The organism is Arthrobacter ruber (assembly GCF_002954225.1).
Taxonomy (GTDB): Bacteria; Actinomycetota; Actinomycetes; order Actinomycetales; family Micrococcaceae; genus Arthrobacter_D; species Arthrobacter_D ruber.
Window position 1 is genome coordinate 24,265 of the sequence record NZ_PPTH01000018.1, and the last position, 21,029, is coordinate 45,293.

The window sequence follows — 21,029 nt, forward strand, 5'->3', positions numbered from 1 at the left end:
AAGAAGCAGGAATCGAAAGGGAAATCAATGGTAAAGCAGTCAATTTTCGGCAGGATCACCCAGCTCACGCGAGCCAACATCAATGCGCTGCTCGATCAGGCCGAGGATCCGCAGAAGATGCTCGACCAGATGGTCCGCGATTACACGAACAGCATCGCCGAGGCCGAGAGCGCCGTCGCCCAGACCATCGGCAACCTGCGCATGATGCAGGACGACTACAACGAGGACATCGAGAACGCGCGCAGCTGGGGCAACAAGGCCCTCGCCGCGTCCCGCAAGGCCGACGAGTACCGTGGGACCGGCAACACCGCGGACGCCCAGAAGTTCGACAACCTCGCCAAGGTGGCCATCCAGCGGCAGATCTCCGCCGAGACCGAGGCCAAGGGCGCCGAGCCCACCATCGCCTCGCAGACCGAGATCGTCGACAAGCTCAAGGACGGCCTCAACCAGATGAAGGGCAAGCTCGGCGAGCTCACGGTCAAGCGCGACCAGCTGATCGCCCGCGCGCGCACCGCCCAGGCGCAGCAGCAGGTGCACGACGCGGTCAAGAGCATCGACTTCATGGACCCCACGAGCGAGGTGGGCCGCTTCGAGGAGAAGATCCGGCGCGAGGAGGCCAAGGTCCGCGGGCAGCAGGAGCTGGCGTCGTCCAGCCTGGACGCACAGTTCGAGAGCCTCGAGGACCTGGGCGAGCAGACCGAGATCGAGGCACGCCTCGCGGCCCTGAAGTCCGGATCCGGCACCCAGTCGGCGATCGGGCAGGGCTCGGGCGACAAGACCGCCGCCGGCGCCCCGGCGACGTCCGACGAGATCGCGTACTGACGCACGGAGTCTCCGTCGGCGGACGCCGACGCGCATAGCACAAGGGAACCGCGGCCGCCCGGCCGCGGTTCCCTTCCTGTCCGGGCCGTCCGGAGTGTCGGAGGCCGCCGGTAGATTGAAGCCATGGCCGTGACACTGGTGTGGTTCCGCGACGATCTGCGTATCTCCGACAACCCGGCGCTCGCCGCAGCAGCGGACAGCGGGGACGACGTCGTCGCCTGTTACGTGCTCGACGAGGAGACGGAGGGCATCCGCCCCCTCGGTGGAGCCTCCCGTTGGTGGCTCCACCACTCCCTCGCGGCGCTCGACGCCTCCCTCGCGGATCTCGGGATCCCCCTCGTCCTGCGCCGGGGGGCCGCGGGCGACGTGGTGCCGGACCTCGTGCGGGAATCCTCCGCCGGGGCCGTGGTCTGGAACCGCCGCTACGGGTTGGCCGAGCGCACCACGGACGCGGCGCTGAAGGCATCCCTCGCCGAGCAGGGAGTAGAGGCCACCAGCTTCCAGGCGAACCTCATGTACGAACCGTGGGAGGTCACCTCGGGATCCGGGGAGGCCTACAAGGTGTTCACCCCCTTCTGGCGGGCCTGTCTGGCCTTCCGCACGCCCCGGGAGCCCCTCCCGGCTCCGGCCTCCCTCCACGGGCCCGAGCTGGCCTCTGACGACCTCCCGGCGTGGGGGCTGCTCCCCACCGCGCCCGACTGGGCGCAGGGACTGCGTGAGACGTGGACGCCCGGGGAGACCGGCGCTCATGCCCGCCTCGACGAGTTCCTCGACGGTGCCGCGCACGGGTACAAGGACAGCCGTGACCGGCCGGCGGTCCACGGCACGAGCAGGCTCTCCCCCCACCTGCGTTTCGGTGAGATCAGCCCGTTCGAGGTGTGGCACGCGGCGCAGGACAGCAAGGACAGTTCCACGGCGGAGGACATCCGCGTGTTCGGCTCCGAGCTGGGGTGGCGCGAGTTCAGCTGGCAGCTGCTCTACTTCAACCCCCAGCTCGCCACCGTGAACTACCGCCCGGAGTTCGACGCCTTCACCTGGGAGAGCTCCACGGAGGCGGAGCTCGAGGCCTGGCAGCGCGGTCGCACCGGCTATCCCCTCATCGACGCCGGGATGCGCCAGATGTGGGAGATCGGGTGGATGCACAACCGGGTGCGCATGGCCACGGCGTCGTTCCTCATCAAGAACCTCATGATCGACTGGCGCGTGGGCGAGCGGTTCTTCTGGGACTGCCTCGTCGATGCCGACGCGGCGAGCAATGCCGCGAGCTGGCAGTGGGTCGCGGGGTCGGGCGCGGACGCCAGTCCCTACTTTCGGATCTTCAACCCCGTGCTGCAGAGCAAGAAGTTTGACCCCGAGGGAACCTACCTCGTCCGATTCGTGCCGGAACTCGCCGACGCCGAGAACGTGCACGAACCGTGGAAGGGCGCGGCCCCGGGCTACCCGGAACGCGTCGTGGACCTCAAGGAGAGCCGCCAGCGCGCCCTCAGCGCGTACAAGGCCCTCTCGGAGGGCTGAGGCCGGGTTCTCAGGCCCGGGCGCGCCATCCCGCCCACACCGGGCCGTGGACGGGCGCCTGCTGATGGTTCCTCGCCCGATGCGCCTGCCGCGGAGATCCCAGGAGACGGGCGGTGCCGGTTTCCGGTAGTACCAGGACGCAGGTCCTCCGTGGCGTCTAGGTGCACACAGCAAGAAGTCCGGCCCACCAGGGGTGGACCGGACTCCTCTTCGTTGCGGGGACAGGATTTGAACCTGTGACCTCTGGGTTATGAGCCCAGCGAGCTACCGAACTGCTCCACCCCGCGGCGTGTAACTAACGTTACCGGCCGCGGGGCCCGGAGGCAAATCGGGCAGGAACCCGACCCCCTCCGACTACTGCCCGGCGCCTCCCGAGACGCGTTCCTCGGCGTCCAGGGCCCGCTGCAGGGCGTCCTGCAGACGGTCCTGCGCTGCGCCGTACGCGGCGAAGTCGCCGGCTGCGAGGGCGGCATTGCCGTCCTGGATCGCCTGGTTCGCATCGTCGAGGGCGGTCCGCAGATCGGCCGCGGGATCACCGGTGGTGCCGCCGGGGCTTCCGCCCTCGGACGGCGTCGGCGTGGGTGTCGGCGCGGGGGTCGCGCCGCCCTCTGCCGGAGGCGTCGCGGGATCCTCGGGCGTCGCGCCGACGTTGTCCTGGTCGCCCGTGGTCGCACCCGAGCTCCCGCCGAAGACCTGGTCGAGGGCCTCGGCGAGGGTCGGCGCGAACCCGACGTTCTCGCCGAAGCTCACCAGGACCCTCCGCAGGACCGGGAAGGACGAACTGCCCGAGGACTGCACGTACACCGGCTGGACGTAGGCGATACCGCCGCCGATCGGCAGGGTCAGCAGATTGCCGTTGATGACCTCGGACGCACCCTGACGCAGGAGGTTCAGCTCCTGGGACACCTCGGTATCCGAGTTGAACAGGTTCTGTGCCTGGCCGGGACCCACCACGGAATCCTGCCCGGAGCTGTCCAGCAGGGTCAGCCGGCCGTAGTCCTCGCTCTTGACGCCGGGCTCCCCCGTGCCTGCGTCCCCGTTCGCCGAGAGGAATCCGTACAGCACGTTCCTCGGGGTCTGGCCCGTGGGCACGAAGGGGATGTAGGGCGTGGTCAGGGAGAAGGCGGCCTCGTCCTGATTGGGCATCTGCAGGGTGAGGTAGAAGGGCGGCTGCCGGTCGGCGGTGCTTGCCGCTGCCCCCTCGGTGCTCTCCCCGGGATCGGCAGGCACGCTCCACGCCTCGCTGTTGTTGAAGAACTCGTCCGTCGCCGTGACGTGGTACTTGGCGAGCAGCTCGCGCTGGACCTTGAAGAGGTCCTCCGGGTAGCGCACGTGCGCCATCAGCTCCGCCGACATCTCGCTGTACGGCTGCAGCGACGCGGGATACACGTTCTGCCAGGCCTTCAGCACCGGGTCCTGGTCGTCCCATGCGTACAGGTCGATCGAACCGTCATAGGCGTCCACGGTGGCCTTCACGGCATTCCGGATGTAGTTGACGCGCTCGGCGGGCAGCGCCGTCGCGAGACCCTCCGCCGTCTGCGAGTCCTGCGTGGCCTGCTCCAGCTCCTGCTGCTGGGAATAGGGGAAGTTGGCGCTGGTGGTGTAGCCGTCGATGATCCACTTCACGCGGCCGTCGACGATCGCCGGGTAGCTGTTGCCGTCGAGCGTCAGGTACGGAGCTACCTTCCGCACGCGCTCCACCGGGTCCCGGTCGTAGAGGATTTGCGACTCGCTGGTGACCTGGTTCGAGAGCAGCAGGTCCGTGGACTGGAACTTCAGGGCGTAGACGAGCCGGTTGAAGGCGTTGCCCACGTCGGGACCGCCGTCGCCGCTGAACGTGGTCCGCGAATCCGTCGCGGAGTTCTCGTTCTGCGGACGGTCGATCTCCACGGCGGCTGTCCCCTCCGGTGCGCCGACCACGGAGTACACCGGGGAGGACTCCCCGAAGTAGATGCGCGGCTCGTAGGAGTCCTCGTCGCCGAGGACGCCGGTCGAGGGGATACCCGACTGCAGGAAGGACGGCCGTCCGTCCGGCTGCACTGTGGAGCCTGCAGCCGCCACGACTCCGTAGCCGTGCGTGTAGTAGGCGTGCTCGTTGACCCACCCCTCGGGGACACCGTTGGTGTCGAGCTCACGTACCGCGATCACGGTGTCCTGCACCTCGCCGTCGATCTCGTAGCGGTCCACATTGAGGGTCTCGGGGAACTGGTAGTACTGGCGGAACTGCTGGAGCTGGCTGAACGCGTCGGAGACGAGGTTCGGATCGAGCAGGCGGATGTTGGCCGTGGTCACGGCGTCGCTGTTCAGGGCACCCGCCTCCGGAGTGGCGACCGGGGAGTAGTTGGCGGTCTCGACGTCGTCGAGCCCGTACGCCTCCCTCGTCAGCGCGATGTTCCTGTCGATGTACTCACGCTCGCGGCTCAGCTGCGAGGGATCCACCTGGAAGCGCTGGACGATCGACGGGTAGACGCCGCCGGCCAGCAGCGCGGTGATGATCAGCATCGCCGTACCGATGAGCGGCAGGCGCCAGCGGCCGATGAAGGCCGAGACGACGAACAGGACCGCCACGATGAAGGCGGCCACGGCCAGGATCGCCTTGGTGGGGATCACGGCGTTGACGTCGGTGTAGAGCGCGCCGGCCCACGTGCCCTGGTTCAACACGGTGTCGAAGCGGTCGAGCAGGTAGTTGATGCCCTGCAGGACGAGGAAGAGGGCGGCGACGACGGCGATCTGAATCCGTGCGGCCTTCGTGGTGAACAGGCCCTTCTCCTCGAGCCGGATGCCGCCGTACAGATAGTGCGTGAGGATCGTGGCGATCGCGCTGATGATGACGACGCTGATCAGGAACCCCGTCACGAAGCCCAGGAACGGCAGGGTGAACATGTAGAACGCGTAGTCCATGCCGAACTCCGGGTCCTGCCGGTCGAACGGCACCTGGTTGATGAACAGCAGCACCTCCTGCCACTGCGAGGAGGCCGCCGTTCCGGCGAAGGCGCCGAGCACGACGGGGATGCCGAGCATCAGCAGTCGGCGGATCGGTTCCAGCTGGGCCTGGTAGCGGTTCAGGTTGTCCTGGACGGCGCTGTCGGGCGCATAGATCGGCCGGCTGCGGAAGGCGATCCGCAGGCTGGCGAACACGGCCCCGGCCATGACGAGGAACGCGAGGATGAACAGCACGATCCGCGACAGGTTCTCCGTGACGAAGACCTCGAGGAACCCGAGCTGGTTGTACCAGAGGACGTCCGCGTAGACCTGGGACAGGTACACGAAGGCGATGACGATCACCGCGACGACGATGATGGTCGGGATCAGCGGGCTGCGACGCCGACTCGTTGCTGCACTTGCTGGGCTCGGGCTACTGCCGAACGGACGGTCTGGTCCGGATGTCACATCTACCTCATCGTTAGCTGCTGCGGGTCACGACGACCGGTGTCCCGCGTCGTGCCCCGGCCCCGACTCGGGCAGACGACAGCGCGCAGTTCCGCCCTTCGTGCTTTCATTCTGCCCTGTTCACGCTCGGCCCGACCAATTAGGTTCCCGAGCAGGCTGTGCATGCCGGGGATCGTCACCGAACCGTGTCGTGCAGGCCGCCCGCCGTGGGGTCCGGCGCCGGGTCCACTCGGTACCGAAGGGTCAGCAGGCGGGGAGTCCCTCGGGCCCGTCGCCCGAGCCGAGCACCTCGACGGCGTCCACGGCGTCGTCGAGCGTCTCCACGCTGACCACGGTCAGGCCGTCGGGGATGTTGCCGGCGACCTCCCCGCAGTTCGCGGCGGGTGCCAGGAAGAACTCCGCCCCGCCGGCCCTCGCGCCGACGAGCTTCTGGGCGATGCCCCCGATGGGGCCCACGACACCGAGGGAGTCGATGGTCCCCGTCCCGGCGAAGTGGCGTCCTCCGGTGAGGTCGCCCTCGGTCAGGTTGTCGATGATCCCGAGGGCGAACATCGTTCCCGCCGAGGGTCCCCCGACATTGTCGAGCTGGATGGTCACGTCGAACGGGAAGTCGAACGTGGAGGCGAGCATGATGCCCAGCTGGTAGTCGCCCTCCGCCGACCGCCGCGGGGTCACCGACACCTCCAGCGGTGCGCCGTCCCGGATGACCGAGAGGGCGGCGGGCGTTCCGGCGGCGTCGTCGAGCGCTGAGCGGAGGGTCGTGATGTTGCGGACCTCCTGCCCGTCGATCGTGCGCAGGATGTCGCCCTCCTGCAGGATGCCCTCCGCGGCCGCACCGGGCGCGAGCCTCGCGACCGACAGTTCCTCCGTGAAGTCGATGTCCTGGTGCGCGAGCGCCGCGGCGATCGCCGTCTCCTGGGACGACGTCATGGCCAGCGCGTTCTGCTCCTGCAGCTCGGAGGACGTCGTCCCCTCCGGATACACCAGCTGCTCGGGCAGGACGTCCTGGTTCGGGCTCGCCCAGGCGCGAAAGGTGTCGAGGATGTTCACCCGGCCGTTCGGTCCACCGCTCACGTACACCGTGGTGAGGTCGAGCTGGCCCGACGGCCGGAAGCTCTCGGTTCCCTCCACCTGGATGAGGGGCTGCCCGTCCACCTCACCGATCGTGTTGAACGTGGGCCCCGGGGATTCCAGGACGTAAGGCGACGGCAGGAGCACCGCCGCGGCGCAGAGGACGAGGGCGAGACCGCCGGAGACCGTCATCGCCCGGAAGCGCGGGTCCCTCGGCCGCGTGGGCTCCTCGGGCGTGTACGTGTCGACGTGGACGGGCTGCGTCACGGTTCTTCTTCCTGTAGGGCGCATGTGGAGGCGTGCCGCGCACGGGCACGGGCGGCACACTCCGGCACCCCTAGGGTAGACGCTTTCGCTGACACCGCACGGGGCCGTCTGCTGCCGGCGGTGGCCACTGATGCGCGTCCCGGCGGTCACCGGACTCCCACCCCGGGATGGCTTTGCCCTCAGCGAACGATTCACGCCGCGAAGGACACCGGCGAGGTGTGGCCGGTAGCGTGGGTTGCACAGCCGACAGGGTGGCGCTGCCCCTCTGCCGGACACGCCAAGCTACTCCCAGGACCGGTGGTACCAGTGCCCAACCCATCCAATCCCTCGAACGGCGACGACGACACGCCCCAGGATCCGCTGTCCGAGATGCTGTCGAAGATGTTCGGTGGCGGGGCCACCGGCTTCGACCCGCAGGAGATCGCGAAGGCGGCAGGCCTGCCCTCCGACCCGGCAGCGATGGCCATGATGATGCAGCAGGTCCAGGCGATGTTCAGCGCTCAGAGCGAGGGGCCCGTGAACTGGCAGATGGCCCATGAGCAGGCGCGCCGCGTCGCGGCCTCCGACAACGATCCCTCGGTCACGGCCCTGCAGCGGCGCAGCGTCGACGAGTCGCTGAAGCTCGCCGAGATGTGGCTCGACCCGATGACCGACTTCCCGAGCACGGGCCAGCTGGGGCGCGCCTGGTCGCGCGCCGAGTGGGTCGAGGCCACCATGGCGACGTGGCGGCGCCTCACCGAACCCGTGGCGACGAGTATCGCGAAGGCGCTGTCGGACGTCATCTCCGAGCAGCTGCCGGACGAGATGAAGTCGATGATGGGCGGCATGGGTCCGGCCTCGATGCTCCAGAACGTCGGCGGTGCGATGTTCGGCATGCAGCTGGGCCAGGCCGTCGGGGCGCTCTCCAAGGACGTGGTGGGCTCGACCGACATCGGGGTGCCGCTCGCTGACGGACGGATGGCGCTGCTTCCCGCCAACGTCGCGGCGTTCGGCGCCGGCCTCGACATCCCCGAGCAGGAGGTGCAGCTGTTCCTCGCGGTGCGGGAAGCGGCCCACGTCCGGCTCTTCACGCACATCCCGTGGCTCACCGGTCACCTGCTGGGCAGCATCGAGCGCTATGCGCGGGGCATCCACATCGACATGGGCAAGATCGAGGAAGCTGCGCGGGAGATCGATCCGACCAATCCCGAGAGCCTGCAGGGTGCGCTCTCCCAGGGCGTGTTCATGCCCGAACGGACGCCGGAACAGGACGCCGCGCTCGTGCGGCTCGAGACGACGCTCGCGCTCGTGGAGGGCTGGGTGGACGAGCTGACAGCGGCGGCTGCGGCGAACCTCCCCTCGGCGGGCGCCCTGCGTGAGATGGTACGGCGGCGCCGGGCGACGGGTGGGCCCGCTGAACACGCCTTCGCGGCGCTCGTCGGGCTGGAACTGCGGCCGCGCCGGCTCCGCGACGCCGCGGCGCTGTGGTCGCTGCTCACCGAGGAACGCGGCATCCAGGGACGCGACGCCCTGTGGCAGCACCCGGACCTGCTGCCGACGGCGGAGGACCTCGACGACCCCGCGGGCTTCTCCGAGCGCCGCAAGCTGATCGAGTCGTCCGACGCCGACGTCGACGCGGCCCTCCAGCGGCTCCTCGCGGGAGGCTTCGAGCAGGATGACGATGCCGCAGCGGCCGATGGCCCCGATTCGTCCGCAGGTCCCGCGTCGTCGTCGGACCCCGACGGCGAGGCGCCTCCCGCACCCGGGCAGGACCCGGAGACCGGGGAGGACGCTCCCAGCGCCGACGGCAAGTAGGCGGACCGCGCCGGGTTCGTGGCGTGCCGGGTCCGGCACGCCGCGAACCCGCGTGCTGCCGCTCCCGGGTACGGCGGTTCCGCCCCGCGGGCATGGCGGTCCGTTCCGGGAGGTCACCCGGGCGGTACTCCTAGAGCTCGTCCAGGCTGCCCGTCAGGTTCCGGTGGGCCGCGAAGGCCGCACCCTCAAGGAAGGCCTTAGCCGACTCCGTCCGCGGATACGAGGTGAGCAGGCCCCAGAACACGGCGTTGTGGGACGGCTCGACGAGGTGCGCCATCTCGTGCAGGATGACGTAGTCCACCACCCAGTCGGGCATCCCCTGCAGCCTGTGCGACAGGCGGATGGAGCGGTACGCCGGCGTCGCCGAGGCCCACCGGGACCTCTGGTTGGTCACCCAGCCGATCGTCGCCGGCACTCCCCTGCCGCCGAGGTAGCGGCGTGCGAGCCGCTCGGCGCGCTGCAGCAGCTCCGGGACGGGTTCGTCGTCGGTGATCGCCGGCGTCTCCAGATACCTGGCCGTCATGCGCTCCACCATCCGCTCCACCCAGTGGCGCTCCTGGCCGGCGGAGAAATGGCCCGGGATGGAGACCCGGATGACGCCGTCCCGGATGTCGGCGCTGACGGTCCTCTTCCGCCGCGCCGAGCGACGCACCTCCACCGGCAGACGCGGTGCGCCCACCCCGGCGGGAGCATCAGGAGTTGTCACTGATGATCCCGAGGACCGCGTCTCCGTACCGCTCGAGCTTGGCGGACCCGACGCCGGCGAGGCCGCCCAGTTCCTCGAGCGTCTGCGGCCTGGCCTCAGCGATCGCGACGAGCGTGGCGTCCGTGAAGACCACGAACGCCGGCACGTCCTTGTCCCGCGCCTCGGCCAGCCGCCAGGCGCGGAGCGCGTCGAACGTCTCCTCCTGGTAGCTCGCGGGGCAGTCGTTGCAGCGCCCGATCTTCCGCTCCGATCCCGTGAGGAGCGGACGCTTGCACACGCGGCACACGGCGGGGGCGGAGGACTTGCGGCCGGCCTTGGCCCGCGGCTGGCGGAAGGACGCCTGCCCGGCCTCCGCGGGCCGGAGCGCGTCGAGGAAGCGCGACGGTTTGCGGCTGGCCCGTCCGCCCGGGGAGCGCGAGGTGGACCAGGACATCGACAGATGGATCCGGGCGCGGGTGATGCCGACGTACAGCAGCCTGCGTTCCTCGTCGATGCCCTCCTGCGTGTCGGCGAACGAGATGGGCATCAGTCCCTCGCTCAGGCCGACGAGGAAGACGGCGTCCCACTCGAGCCCCTTGGCGGAGTGCAGGGACGCGAGCGTCACGCCCTGCACCGTCGGAGCATGCTGGGACGCGGCGCGCTCCTCGAGCTCGGCCACCAGCATCTGCAGGGTGAAGGCTTCGCGCACCCTGTTCAGCTCGTCCGCGAGGCCCACGAGCGCCGCGAGCGACTCCCACTTCTCGCGGACGGCACCGGAGGTCTGGGGGGCCACGGCGGTGTAGCCGAGCGAGGCGAGGACGTCGCGCACCTGCTGGGGCACATCGGCGTCGCCCTGCGTGCGCGCCGCGGCACGGAGCTGGAGCAGGGCGTCACGGACCTCCCGCCGCTGGAAGAACCTCTCACCGCCGCGCAGCTGGTACCCGATGCCGGCACTCGCCAGGGCCTGCTCGTATGCCTCCGACTGCCCGTTGGTGCGGTACAGGATGGCGATCTCGCTCGCCTTGACGCCCTGCCCGAGCAGCACGCCGATGCGCCGAGCGCATTCCGCGGCCTCGGCCTCGTCGTCGCTGCACTCGGTGAAGACCGGTTCGGGACCGGCCGGCCGCTGCGCGATCAGTTCGAGGGGTGCGGACCAGGTGGTGCCGACGGCCCGCCGGTCGGCCTCGCTGCTCCTCGCTGCCAGGAGCGTGTTCGCGGCACGGACCACCTGCGGCGTGGACCGGTAGTCGCGCACCAGCTTCACCACCTGCGCGCCCTCGTAGCGCTTCGTGAACTCGAGCAGGTGCCGCGACGTGGCACCGGTGAAGGAGTAGATGGTCTGGCTGGCGTCACCGACGACGCACAGCTCCCGGCGCTCGCCCAGCCAGAGATCGAGGAGGCGCTGCTGGAGCGGGGAGACGTCCTGGTACTCGTCGACGACGAAGTGCCGGTACTGGGCCCGCACGGTCGCCGCCACCTTCTCGTCCTCCTCGAGGATGGCGACCGTCGTCAGGAGCACATCCTCGAAGTCGATCAGGTTGCGGTCGATCTTGAGGTCCTCGTAGGCCGAGAAGATGCGCGACACGCTGACGAGGTCCATGCCTGCCGGTTCCGCCCGACCCGCTGCTGCGGCCGCGTATCCGTCGGGGGTCAGCATGGAGACCTTGGCCCATTCGATCTCCGCCGCGACGTCGCGGATGGCGGCGCGGTCCGTGGACAGGCGCAGCCGCCGTGCGGCCTCCGCGATCAGTTGGGCCTTGTGGTCGACCAGTGCGGGCAGGGGTCCGCCCACCGCCTGGGGCCAGAAGTACTGCAGCTGCCTGAGGGCGGCGGCGTGGAAGGTCCGGGCCTGCACACCGCCGGCCCCGAGGTCCCGGAGCCGGGTGCGCATCTCCGCCGCCGCGCGGGCCGTGAAGGTCACCGCGAGCACCTGCTGGGGCTTGTAGACGCCGGTGTGGACGCCGTACGCGATCCTGTGGGTGATCGCGCGGGTCTTGCCCGTGCCCGCTCCCGCGAGCACGCAGAGCGGACCGGTGAGGGTACTCGCCACCGTCCGCTGTTCGTCGTCGAGCCCCTCGAGGATACTGTCCTCGAGCAGAAGTCCGGACATCAGGGACGTGCCTCCGATGGCTCCTCGTCCAGGGGTCCGCCGTACCAGCGCTCGATGAGTGCGCGTGCGATCGAGACACCTCCGGCCACGGTGATGGTCCCGTCACGCACCTCGGTGAAGAGCTCCTCACGCGTGAACCAGCGGACGGTGCGCATCTCCACGCGGTCCGGCACGGCGTCGGTGGTGACGGCGCGGGCCGTGAAACCGAGCATCAGGGAGGCCGGGAAGGGCCAGGGCTGCGATCCGAGGTACTCCGGGGATTCGGTCTCGATGCCGGATTCCTCGGCGACCTCCCGGATGACGGCTGCCTCCAGCGACTCGCCCGGTTCGACGAAGCCCGCGAGGGTCGAGAAACGGTTCTCCGGCCAGGTGGCGGCGGACCCGAGCAGCAGGCGGTCGTCGTCGTCGATCACCGAGACGATGATCGCGGCGTCGGTGCGCGGGTAGTGCTGCGAGCCGTCCCTGGGGCACTGACGGACCCAGCCGGCGTCGCGCACGTCGGTGGCCGACCCGCAGCGGGGACAGTGCGTGTGGGTGGCGTGCCAGTTGGCGACGGACGCACCCTCGACGAAGAGCCCGGCGTCGCGGGCGTCCAGCGACACGGCGATGTCGCGCAGGCCCATCCACTGCTCCCGGGGAGCCAGGTCGTGGTCCTCCTCCTCGAGGACGGCGAGGACCACCCTCTGTCCCGCATCGGCGGATCCCTCGTCGATGCGCCCCAGGTAGACGAGCAGTTCGGGCCGCTGGATGTCGGACGGCGCGACGAGCAGGAGCGCGTTCCCCTGGACCGGGGCCCTCCCCCCGGCCAGCGCGAGGACCCTCGTCCCGTCCGAGGCCCAGAGGTCCTCCAGGAAGTTGTCGGTGGTCCTCGCGTCACCGTCCCGGTCCGACCCCGCGCGCGAGAGCGGCAGCGATCCGAGGGGAGGCAGCACAAGGGTCCGGAGGGGATCGGTCATGGTTCTACGGTACGTTCTCGCTCCCCCAAAACCCATTCAGCGCAGAGTAGGTGGAGGACTAGTGCACACCCAGGACGAGTAGTGCATCTGGCGACTCGCCGCACCGGAATTGCGCGGCCGGTGCGCGCACGCCCTACGGTTGATCTTGTGAAACGGACACCCATGGAACTTGCCGCCATCGCAAGCGCCGCAGTACCTGGCCTGGCTCCGACGGGCGTCGCAGGCGCTCCCGACGACGCCGCCGATTTCGACTCCGCCCTGCTGGTCGACGACGCGGGGAAACAGTGGCGGGTCCGTTCACCGAAGCATGCCGAGGCCAGCATGCGGCTCGAGACGGAGCTGCAGGCGCTGCGCGCCTTCACTCCCGCGGTCAAGGCGGAACTCCCCTTCCTCATCCCGCACATGGCAGGGAGCGTACGCCAGGGTGAACTCAGCACGTTCGTGTACTCCCACCTCGCCGGGACCACCCGGCCGCTCGACGCGCTGACCGGCGGCGGACGAACCATGGCACGGGAACTGGGACGCGTCATCGCCGCGATCCACGAACTGCCCAAGGACATGGTGCAGCGCGCCGACCTCCCGGGCTACGAGGCGGACGAGTACCGGCAGCGGAAGCTGAACGAACTCGACCAGGCGGCCACGACCGGCAGGATCCCGGCCATCCTGCTGCGCCGTTGGGAGCACGCCCTCGAGGACGTGACGCTGTGGCGGTTCAGCCCCACAGTGATCCACGGGGACCTGCACGAGGACCATCTCCTGGTCTCCGCGGGCCGGGTGTCCGCCGTGACCGGTTGGACCGACCTGAGCATCAGCGATCCCGCCGAGGATTTCGCCTGGCTCGCAGCCGCCGAGGACACGGCCTTCGTCGACGCCGTCCATGAGGCGTACGCGGGTGCGAGGACGAGCGCCGTCGACCCGCACCTCCCGCGTCGTGCCGCCCTCGCTGCCGAATTCGCCCTGGCGCAGTGGCTGGTGCGCGGGGTGGCCCTCGAGGACGCCGCGATGATCCACGAGGCGGAGGGCATGCTCGCCACGCTCGAGGCCGACGTCGAGTCCATCGAACGTGAGCAGCACGAGGCCGCCGAGCGTGCGCAGCGGGCCCACGAGGAACGTCTCGAGTGGGGTGACGAACTCGGGACCGACGCCCCCGACGAGGCGGAGGGTTCTACTGCTACCGGTGCTCGCTTGGTCTACGGTCGGCCGCAGCATCCTTCCGTGGACGAGGGTGCTCTGCAGGACTCTCCGGCGCAGGAACGGGCCGGGACGGGCGACCGGGCCGCAGGCGCGGACGGCCGTTCCTGGAGGGCGGGTAGCCATGCCTACGATCCGGATGGTCCTGCCGGCCAGCGGTTCCACCGGCTGCCGGGCAGCCCCTCGGCGCAGCCCTCCAGCCGCGACGAGGACCGGTCGGCTCCCCATGGAGACTCCGACGGGACCGCTTCGGGTTCGTCCCTCGCCTACGCCCGCCTGACGGCCGGTCGTCAGCGGACCGGCGCGACCTCCGCCACGGCCCTGCTGCGCAACGACGCGCCGGGCGCAGGGTCGCCGGACGACGTCGCGACCTCGGCCCTGCCGATCGTCTCCTCCCGCAACTGAGGCCGCCGGCCGCCTTCCCGGGCGTCGACCTCACCGGCCCCGCACGGGAAGGCGGCCGGCATCGTGCTCACGCCGCCGTGGCCGCAGCCCGGATGATCCCCTCGAGCTCCGCCGCGTCGGCGAGGTCGTGCGGGCGGACCACGAGGTTGTCCGCGACGTAGAAGAAGGCAGCCCGCACCTTCGCGAGCGGGACGTCCTTCAGGCGGGACCAGGCGAGGCGGTACACCGCGAGCTGCACGGCCTTGGCTGCGCGCCGGTCGGGAGCAGGAGGGCGACCTGTCTTCCAGTCGATGAGGTCCCAGCCGCCGTCGGCGTCCCGGAACACCGCGTCGATGCGCCCGCGGACCACGATGCCACCGATCCTCGTCTCGATCGGCGCCTCGATCGCTGCCGGTTCGCGGAGCGCCCACTCGGACTGCTCGAAGATCGCGGCCATGTCCTGCAGGCCGAGGGTCTCGTCCACGTAGGCGTCAGCTCCGCCAGGGTACTCGCCGAGGTCGAGCATGCCGCCGGAGCCGTAGAACTCCTCGATCCAGGCGTGGAACGCCGTCCCCTTCCGCGCAGCCGAGCCCGGGCGCCGGGGCAGCGGGCGCCGCAGCTGCTGCATCACCGCGCCCGGGTCCTCACGGAGCTCCACGAGGGTCGAGGCCGAGATGTGCGAGGGCAGCGCGAGGGGCATCCGCTCCCGCTCGCGCGCCTGCCGGGCCAGGGCCAGCCGGACCTCCCGTCCCCAGCGGCCGCCGTCGACCTCCACCTCGGGGGCGGGTGCCGCGGCCTGCTCGAGGACCGCACGCGCAGCGCGTTCCATGGAGGCGCGCCGGGCACCCAGGGGGTCGAACGGCCACCCCGCACGCTCGGGGCTCGCGTTCGCGGGATTGGCATCGCCCTCGTCCTCCTCCGCGACCCAGTGCGGCATCGTGAACCCGGCGGAACCGGACTCGGCGAGGTGCGCGAGGTCCGCGAGGTAGGACGACGGCGCCGACGGCCGCGACCGGCCCCCGCCCCACGCCGACGAGGTGCACACGAGCGCGTGCTTCGCCCGGGTGAAGGCGACGTACGCGAGCCGGCGTTCCTCCCGCTCAGCATGGGCCCGGGCCTCGCCCGTGAACTCCTTCTCGCTGGTCAGCCATTCCTTCTGGTCCTGCTGCTCCCAGTCCCACTGCGGGAGTTCCCTCGCGTCCCCGCGCAACGGCCAGGGGATCGCGGCGTCGCCGCTGCTCCACCGTGAATCCTTGCCGCTGGGGAAGGACCCGTCGTTGAGGCCCGGCACGAAGACGACGTCCCACTCGAGCCCCTTGGATGCGTGGACCGTCAGGAGCTGCACGGCGTCCCGGCTCGCTTCGAGCTGCGTCACGGGCAGTCCGTCCTCCTCCTGGTCCGCCGCCTCGAGCCAGGCGAGGAACGCCGGGAGGTCGACCCTCTCGGCGGTGGACACGAATCCCGCGACGGCCTCCGTGAAGGCGTCGAGGTTGCGGCGTGCCTCGTGGATGCTCACACCCGGCTTCGCCGCCACCTCGATGTCCAGCAGGATCGCACGCTCGACCTCACCGATCATGGTGCCGAGGTCGTCCCCGACGAAACTCCGCAGCGCCCGCAATTCACGCCGCAGCGCATCGAGCCGGCGCCTGGCCGTCTCGCTGAGCGACCTGCCCGAGGCCGACACCCAGTCCGTGGGCGGGAGGTAGTCGACGGCCTCGACCAGGCTGCCCGCCTCGGCGAGGTCGGGCGCCACGACGGCGGCTTCACCCTGCTCGTGGTCGAGCTCCTCCCCCGCCGCCCCACCGCGACGGAACAGGGCCTCGCGCGTCCGGGCGAGCTGCCGGGACCAGTCGCCGAGCGCCATGAGGTCGGCCGGGCCCAGCCGCCAGCGCGCGCCGGCCAGGAGCCGGAGCATCGCATCCGAGCGGTCGGGATCACCCAGGACCCGCAGGGTGGCGAGCAGATCGACGATCTCGGGGGTGCGCAGCAACCCGCCGAGGCCCACGATCTGGACCGGGACGCCGGCGCGCTCGAGTTCCCGCCGGATGGGATCGAACTGCTTGCGCCCGCGGCACAGCACGGCCATCGTGGGCCGCAGCGGACTGCCGTCGTCGTCGGTCTCGAAGCTGCGCCCGCGCTGCCGGAGGACCTCCCGGGCGACGGCCTCCGCCTCGCTCAGGGCCGGCACGGTGTGCTGCACATCCTCCGGTCCGGGATCTGCGACGCTCACGGGGGCGTCCGTGAGGAATCGCCCCAGCAGCACCTCGCCGAGCGGTGCCTGCGGCCTGGCGACGAGACCGGGGACCTGCTGCACCGACGTGGTGCGGAGCCAGGGCGCCGGAACGTTCAGCGGCGCGGACACCGTGTTCGCGGCCTCGAGGATCGACGTCGAGTTCCGCCAGGCGACCGACAGGTGGGCGACCTCCGACGGCGTGAGTCCGCCGTCGTGCACCTTCGGGAAGGCCGTCCGGAAGGTCGCGAGTTGCCCGGCGGAAGCGCCCCGGAAGCCGTAGATCGACTGGTGCGGATCGCCGACCGCCGTGACGGAGCGCCCGTCGGCGAACAGCCGCGAGAACAGGACCATCTGCGCGTGCGAGGTGTCCTGGAACTCGTCCAGCAGCACGACCCTGTACTTCTCGCGTTCCATCGTGCCCGCTTCCGGGATGTCCCGGGCGATCCGTGCAGCGAGGGACACCAGATCCCCGAAGTCGAGCTGGCGGCGCGCGAGCTTCGCAGCGGCGTACCGCTCGGTCAGCTCGGTGACGGTGACGCGGACGCGCAGCCTGTTGAGCAGTTTCGCCGCGTCCTGGGTGGACGTCTTCGGGGAGCCCGCGACATAGGGCCGCGAGGACACGTACTCGATGTGGCGGCGCAGTTCGTCCCGCACGGTCGCGGGGCTGACCAGGTGCTCCGCGCACTCCCCCGCCATGTCCAGCACGGCCTTCACGAGCGTGCTCTTCGCACCCGTGAGGTGTTCCCACTCCCCGTCGTAGGTCTCCACCACGGAGGCGGCGAGCTGCCAGGACTGGGCGGTGCCGAGCATCACCGAGTCGCGTTCGACGCCGATGCGCAGCCCGTAGTCCTGCACGATCCCGTTCGCGAAGGAGTGGTAGGTGGAGATGGCCGGGTCGAGCCGGTCGAGCGCGTCGGCTCCCGCCGGGGCGGACGGCTCCCCGTCGAGGGCCGTGTAGAGCTGGGCCAGGCGCTGCCGGACGCGCGAGGCGAGCTCACCGGCGGCCTTCCGCGTGAAGGTGACGCCGAGGATCTGCTCGGGGCGCACGAGGTCGTTGGCGACGAGCCAGACGACCCTGTCGGCCATGGTCCTGGTCTTCCCGGATCCCGCCCCGGCGATGACGAGGAGCGGCTCCAGAGGGGCCTCGATGACGCGCGCCTGATCCTCGGTGGGGTACGGCACGGGGGCATCGGGGTCGGAGTGGAGCAGCTCCGCGAGTCGCCGGGCGGAGTACCGGATCGTCGTCGGCTCGGGAGCCATCACTGCGTCACCTGCTTGCCTTCTTCGCACAGCGGGCAGATCTCGGGCAACCGGCAGCCGCTACCGCCGAACCCGGACCGCCGGGGGTCGTGGATCGTCTCGAACGTCGCGGCCGCCATGAGCGCGGCGGCGTCCTGGATCATGGTCCTCGCCCAGGTGTCCTCGGGGCCCACGGCAGGCTGCGCCTGCACCGAGACGTTCTTGTCGCTCTTGCCCAGCTGGACCAGCGACGCACCGCCCGGTGTGCCCGGGTCTCCCGCGGCGGCCCCGTCGTCGGGCGTACCGGTGTCATCGCCTGCCAGCGCCCCTGCGGCAACGGCCGTCTGGTAGGCGGCGAGTTGCGGATGCCGCGCGATGTCGGCTCCGGCGGGAGCGTTCCTGCCCGTCTTCAGGTCGACGACCACGAACCGGCCCTCCGCGTCGAGCTCGAGCCGGTCGATCTGCCCGCGGAGCCGTGCGATCCGCTCCGCGCCGTCGATCCGCACCTCGAGGTCCACCGAGAAATCGACCTCGGTCGCGTGCAGCATCCGGCCCTCCTTCCGCATCGAGAGCACGTACGCGGCGAGTTTGCGCACCATCGTCTCGGCGCGCCGGAAGTCGGCCCGTCCCTCCCAGGTGTCCTTGATCCCGAGCTGCGGCCAGCGCCGCTCCAGTTCGCGGACGTACTCGTTGCCGGTGGCCTCCGGGAGGTCCTGCGCGATCTGGTGGACGAGGGTCCCGAGGGAGCGGGCGAAGTCGGTGGTCCTCTCTCCCCCGGCGGCCGAGACGAACCAGCTCAGGGGCGAGGTGAGCACCGACTCCACCTTCGAGGGCGAGACCGGCACGGGCTGATCCGGCGGCACCACCGGTTCCTCGCTGCTCAGGCCGAAGACACCCCACCACTGTGCCGGGTGCGCACCGGGCACCGGCGGCTCGAGCACGGCCATGTGCCCCAGGTGCCGGACGGCCTCACGCGACAGGGCGGGGGCGGCCTGCGGGTCCTGCGCGAACTTGCGCAGCTCGGCGACCAGGGCGCGGAGGGTGACGGGCCGCAGCACCTCGGTGCGCGCGCGCTCGACCGCACCGGCCGGCAGGGGGTCGAGCACGTCGAGGAACTGGGACGCCTGTTCGTCCTGCGACGAGACCGCGCAGCAGACGAGCTCCCGGGTTGCCCGGGACACCGCGAGGGAGAAGGTCCGCAGCTCGTCGAAGCGGATGTCCTGCAGCAGCGACACCGGGTCCCGGGTGCTGCGGAAGGACTCCCCGTGATCGAGCAGTGCACGCAGCTCCCCGGACCCGAGGAGTTCTCCGCGGAGCCGGAGGTTCGGCCAGACGCCGTCCTGCACGCCCGCGACGATCACCAACGGCCAGTGCCGCCCGGCTGCGCTCGCGGGTGTGAGCACCGAGACGGACGCCTGCCGGGCTGTGCGCTGCGTCAGCGTGTCCATGGGGATGTCCTGGCTGAGGATGTAGTCGAGGAAGAGCTCGGGGTCGGCTCCCGGCATCTGCTCGACGAAGCGCTCGGCCGTGTGGAACAGCGCCATCATCGCGTCCAGGTCCCGGTCCGCACGGGCCGAGGACGGTCCCTCGGACAGCGCTGCGGTGGACCACTGCTGCGCGAGACCGGACGCCGACCAGAGGGCCCACAGGACGGTCTCGGGGTCCCGTGCCGGGTCCGCTGTCGCGGCCCTGGCGGCCTCCAGCATGCGGTGCAGCCGCCGGACGGGGGCACCCTCGGACGGCAGCGCGGCGATGTCCACGGGTGAGGTGAACAGGGCGGTGAGGAGCTCGTCGCTCGTGCGGCCGCCGCCCTGCTGGAGTTCCGTGCGCCGCAGGATCTGGCGGAGCCGGCGGAGGTCGAGACTGCCTGCCCCGCCGATCCGCGAGGTCAGCAGGGAGATGCACAGTTCCGCGTCCAGTTCCGCCCTCCCCACCACCACGGCGTAGAGATCGAGCAGGGGCCGGACGGCGGGCTCCTCCCGGATCGCGGTCTCCGCGGCGGGCACGTTCACGGCGATGCCCTGCGCGGTCAGGAAGCGCTGTACGGCGGATACCTGCGCTCCGTTCCGGACGATCACCGCGATGTCGTCGAGACTGCGCTCGTCGAACAGGTGGGCTTCGAGGATCCGCTGGGTGACGAAACGCTGTTCGTGGAACGCGCTGTCCAGGACGTGGGCGGACACCACCGGACGATCAGCCGTCGGACCGTCTTCCCGGGTCCCGTGCTGCTCCCCCGTCCGGTGCCCGCCCGGCTCGGCTTCCTGCTCGGAGGCGGTCTCGCCCTGGGGTGTCCGGTAGGCCGTGCTGACGCCGGTCGTGGCGATCCGGGCGGCCACGTTGCCCCACGCCTCCGCGAGCCGGTCCCCCATGGTCAGGGACGCGGGCAGGGTCACGGTGGTCAGGCCCCCGCCGCGGCGGAAGAGGGTGGACAGGCGTCCGGTGAGTTCGGGGCGGGCACCGCGGAAGCCCTGCGCGACGGTATCGGGACAGGAGGTGACGACGACGTCGTTGCCCGTCCCGATGAGGCCCAGCAGCGCATGGATCGCGGGATTGGCCTCCTGGTAGTCGTCGACGAGGATCAGGCGGAGCCGTTGCCGCTCCCGGTCGAGGAAGTCAGGGTCCGTCTCGAGGATCTCCCGGGCGGCGGTCAGGATGCCCGCGGGGTCGAAGGCTTCGGGCATCCGGAGGTCGAGGACGTCGCGGTACTCCCGGTAGAGCGCCGCCGCGGCCACCCAGTCCGGCCGGTCGAAGCGGTGGCCCCACTTCGCGAGGTCGTCCGCCGGCACCCCGTACTCGCTCACACGGTCGAACAGGTCGCGGATCTCCTGCCGGAACCCGCGCGTCGGCAGCGCCAGGGCGAGGCTCGAGGGCCACCCGGGCGATGCGGCGCCGTCCCGTCCGTGCCCGGAGAGCAGCTCCTTGATGATGAGGTCCTGCTCCGCGCCTGACAGGAGCCGCGGCGTGCGCGGGATCAGGGGCATCCGGCCCTCGGCCTTCGCCCGTCGGATGAGGTCGAAGGCGTAGGACGCCCAGGTGCGTGCGGGCGCCGTGCTGATGCTGCGGTCGAGCTTCGCCGTGAGTTCGTCGCGGAGCCGGGTGGCCGCTGCGCGCGTGGGCGCGAGGAGCAGCAGCCCCTCCGGCCCGATGGACCCCGCCTCGATGCGTCGCACGGCCAGATCCGTGAGCAGCGACGACTTCCCGCTCCCGGGAGCACCGAGGACCAGGACCTGCCCCGAGACGTCCTCCAGCGACGCGAGGACGGCCTCGTACCCCCGGTGCCGAGCCGTGGCAGCGGGGTGCGGGGCACCGCCGGCCGCCGGCGGCGCGTCGGGGAGAGTACTCGTCATGCCTCAAGACCATCACATGCCACGG

The 21,029-nt window shown here is 70.8% G+C and carries 11 protein-coding genes and 1 tRNA gene; 4 read left to right on the plus strand and 8 right to left on the minus strand.

What is annotated here, in order from left to right; translation table 11 throughout:
• Positions 1–27 precede the first annotated feature (27 nt).
• Entirely contained in the window at positions 28–822 is a 795-nt protein-coding gene (locus tag CI785_RS13990; RefSeq protein ID WP_105032725.1) for a PspA/IM30 family protein, read from the plus strand.
• 123 nt (positions 823–945) lie between these two features.
• Positions 946–2,337, plus strand: a complete 1,392-nt coding sequence (locus CI785_RS13995; protein ID WP_105032726.1) for a cryptochrome/photolyase family protein — start codon at positions 946–948, stop codon at positions 2,335–2,337.
• A 213-nt stretch (positions 2,338–2,550) separates the two neighbouring features.
• Here CI785_RS13995 and CI785_RS14000 read toward each other — a convergent pair.
• The 3 genes from CI785_RS14000 to CI785_RS14010 form a co-directional block, all read right to left on the minus strand.
• Positions 2,551–2,624, minus strand: a tRNA-Met gene (locus tag CI785_RS14000).
• 67 nt (positions 2,625–2,691) lie between these two features.
• Positions 2,692–5,727, minus strand: a complete 3,036-nt coding sequence (locus CI785_RS14005) for a UPF0182 family membrane protein (protein ID WP_420808248.1) — start codon at positions 5,725–5,727, stop codon at positions 2,692–2,694.
• A 243-nt stretch (positions 5,728–5,970) separates the two neighbouring features.
• Entirely contained in the window at positions 5,971–7,065 is a 1,095-nt protein-coding gene (locus CI785_RS14010) for a YlbL family protein (RefSeq protein WP_105032727.1), read from the minus strand.
• Between the two features lie 369 nt (positions 7,066–7,434).
• On the opposite strand from CI785_RS14010, the gene CI785_RS14015 reads away from it, so the two are divergent.
• A complete protein-coding gene (locus CI785_RS14015) occupies positions 7,435–8,859 on the plus strand; it encodes a zinc-dependent metalloprotease (RefSeq protein WP_105033204.1) in 1,425 nt (474 codons plus the stop codon).
• A 130-nt stretch (positions 8,860–8,989) separates the two neighbouring features.
• Here the strand turns inward: CI785_RS14015 and CI785_RS14020 are convergent, their stop codons facing one another.
• From CI785_RS14020 to nudC, 3 genes are read right to left on the minus strand one after another with little or no spacing between them, the layout of a single operon-like run.
• The gene (locus tag CI785_RS14020) at positions 8,990–9,565 is read right to left on the minus strand and encodes a M48 metallopeptidase family protein (protein ID WP_205753641.1); all 576 of its coding nucleotides are present in this window, start codon (positions 9,563–9,565) and stop codon (positions 8,990–8,992) included.
• Entirely contained in the window at positions 9,552–11,654 is a 2,103-nt protein-coding gene (locus CI785_RS14025; RefSeq protein WP_105032729.1) for an ATP-dependent DNA helicase UvrD2, read from the minus strand. Before CI785_RS14025 ends, CI785_RS14020 begins: the two co-directional genes overlap by 14 nt.
• A complete protein-coding gene (nudC, locus tag CI785_RS14030; RefSeq protein WP_105032730.1) occupies positions 11,654–12,610 on the minus strand; it encodes an NAD(+) diphosphatase in 957 nt (318 codons plus the stop codon). Before nudC ends, CI785_RS14025 begins: the two co-directional genes overlap by 1 nt.
• Positions 12,611–12,772: 162 nt before the next feature.
• Here nudC and CI785_RS14035 point away from each other — a divergent pair, with 162 nt between their 5' ends.
• Positions 12,773–14,206: a phosphotransferase gene (locus CI785_RS14035; RefSeq protein ID WP_170068243.1), complete on the plus strand. Its 1,434-nt coding sequence runs from the start codon at positions 12,773–12,775 to the stop codon at positions 14,204–14,206.
• A 67-nt stretch (positions 14,207–14,273) separates the two neighbouring features.
• Here the strand turns inward: CI785_RS14035 and CI785_RS14040 are convergent, their stop codons facing one another.
• Both CI785_RS14040 and CI785_RS14045 read right to left on the minus strand, forming a co-directional pair.
• Positions 14,274–17,678, minus strand: coding sequence for an ATP-dependent helicase (locus CI785_RS14040; protein ID WP_105032732.1), 3,405 nt, complete (start codon positions 17,676–17,678; stop codon positions 14,274–14,276).
• Positions 17,678–21,004 (minus strand): ATP-dependent helicase, encoded by a 3,327-nt coding sequence (locus CI785_RS14045; RefSeq protein ID WP_105032733.1) that lies wholly within the window; start codon positions 21,002–21,004, stop codon positions 17,678–17,680. The genes CI785_RS14040 and CI785_RS14045 overlap by 1 nt, the downstream gene beginning before the upstream one ends.
• Positions 21,005–21,029: the final 25 nt, after the last annotated feature.